Here is a 353-nt window from a genome sequence, read left to right as displayed (position 1 = left end):
TGTACTGCAGCCAGATATTGGCCTATGTGGTGGCTTTACGGAAACCAAGAAAGTATGTGATTACGCCGATATCTTTGATATCCGTATTCAGGCGCACGTCTGTGGTGGCCCGGTTGCAACCGCAGCTTCATTACACTTGGAAACCGCGATCCCAAACTTCCTGATCCATGAGCACCATACTTACGCAATTAAAAAGTGGAACAGGGAGCTATGCTTGCAAGACCCGCAGCCTAAGAATGGTATCTTTAGAGTGTCAGAAGAGCCGGGGCTTGGTATTGAGCTAAACGATGAAGTCGTGATTGGCTCCTCCCGTGTGGAAATTAATTAGACATCCGACGCTCAGCTTAAATCAC

The 353-nt window shown here is 47.9% G+C and carries 1 protein-coding gene; it reads left to right on the top strand.

The features are described from left to right. Positions 1 to 328, top strand: a 328-nt coding sequence (locus CWC11_RS20495; RefSeq protein ID WP_283241021.1) for an enolase C-terminal domain-like protein, incomplete at its 5' end; no start/stop codon positions are given. Between the last annotated feature and the right edge of the window lie 25 nt (positions 329 to 353).

Source organism: Pseudoalteromonas sp. S3178 (genome assembly GCF_005886985.1).
GTDB lineage: Bacteria > Pseudomonadota > Gammaproteobacteria > Enterobacterales > Alteromonadaceae > Pseudoalteromonas > Pseudoalteromonas carrageenovora.
This window is presented reverse-complemented; position numbering and strand designations above follow the sequence as displayed.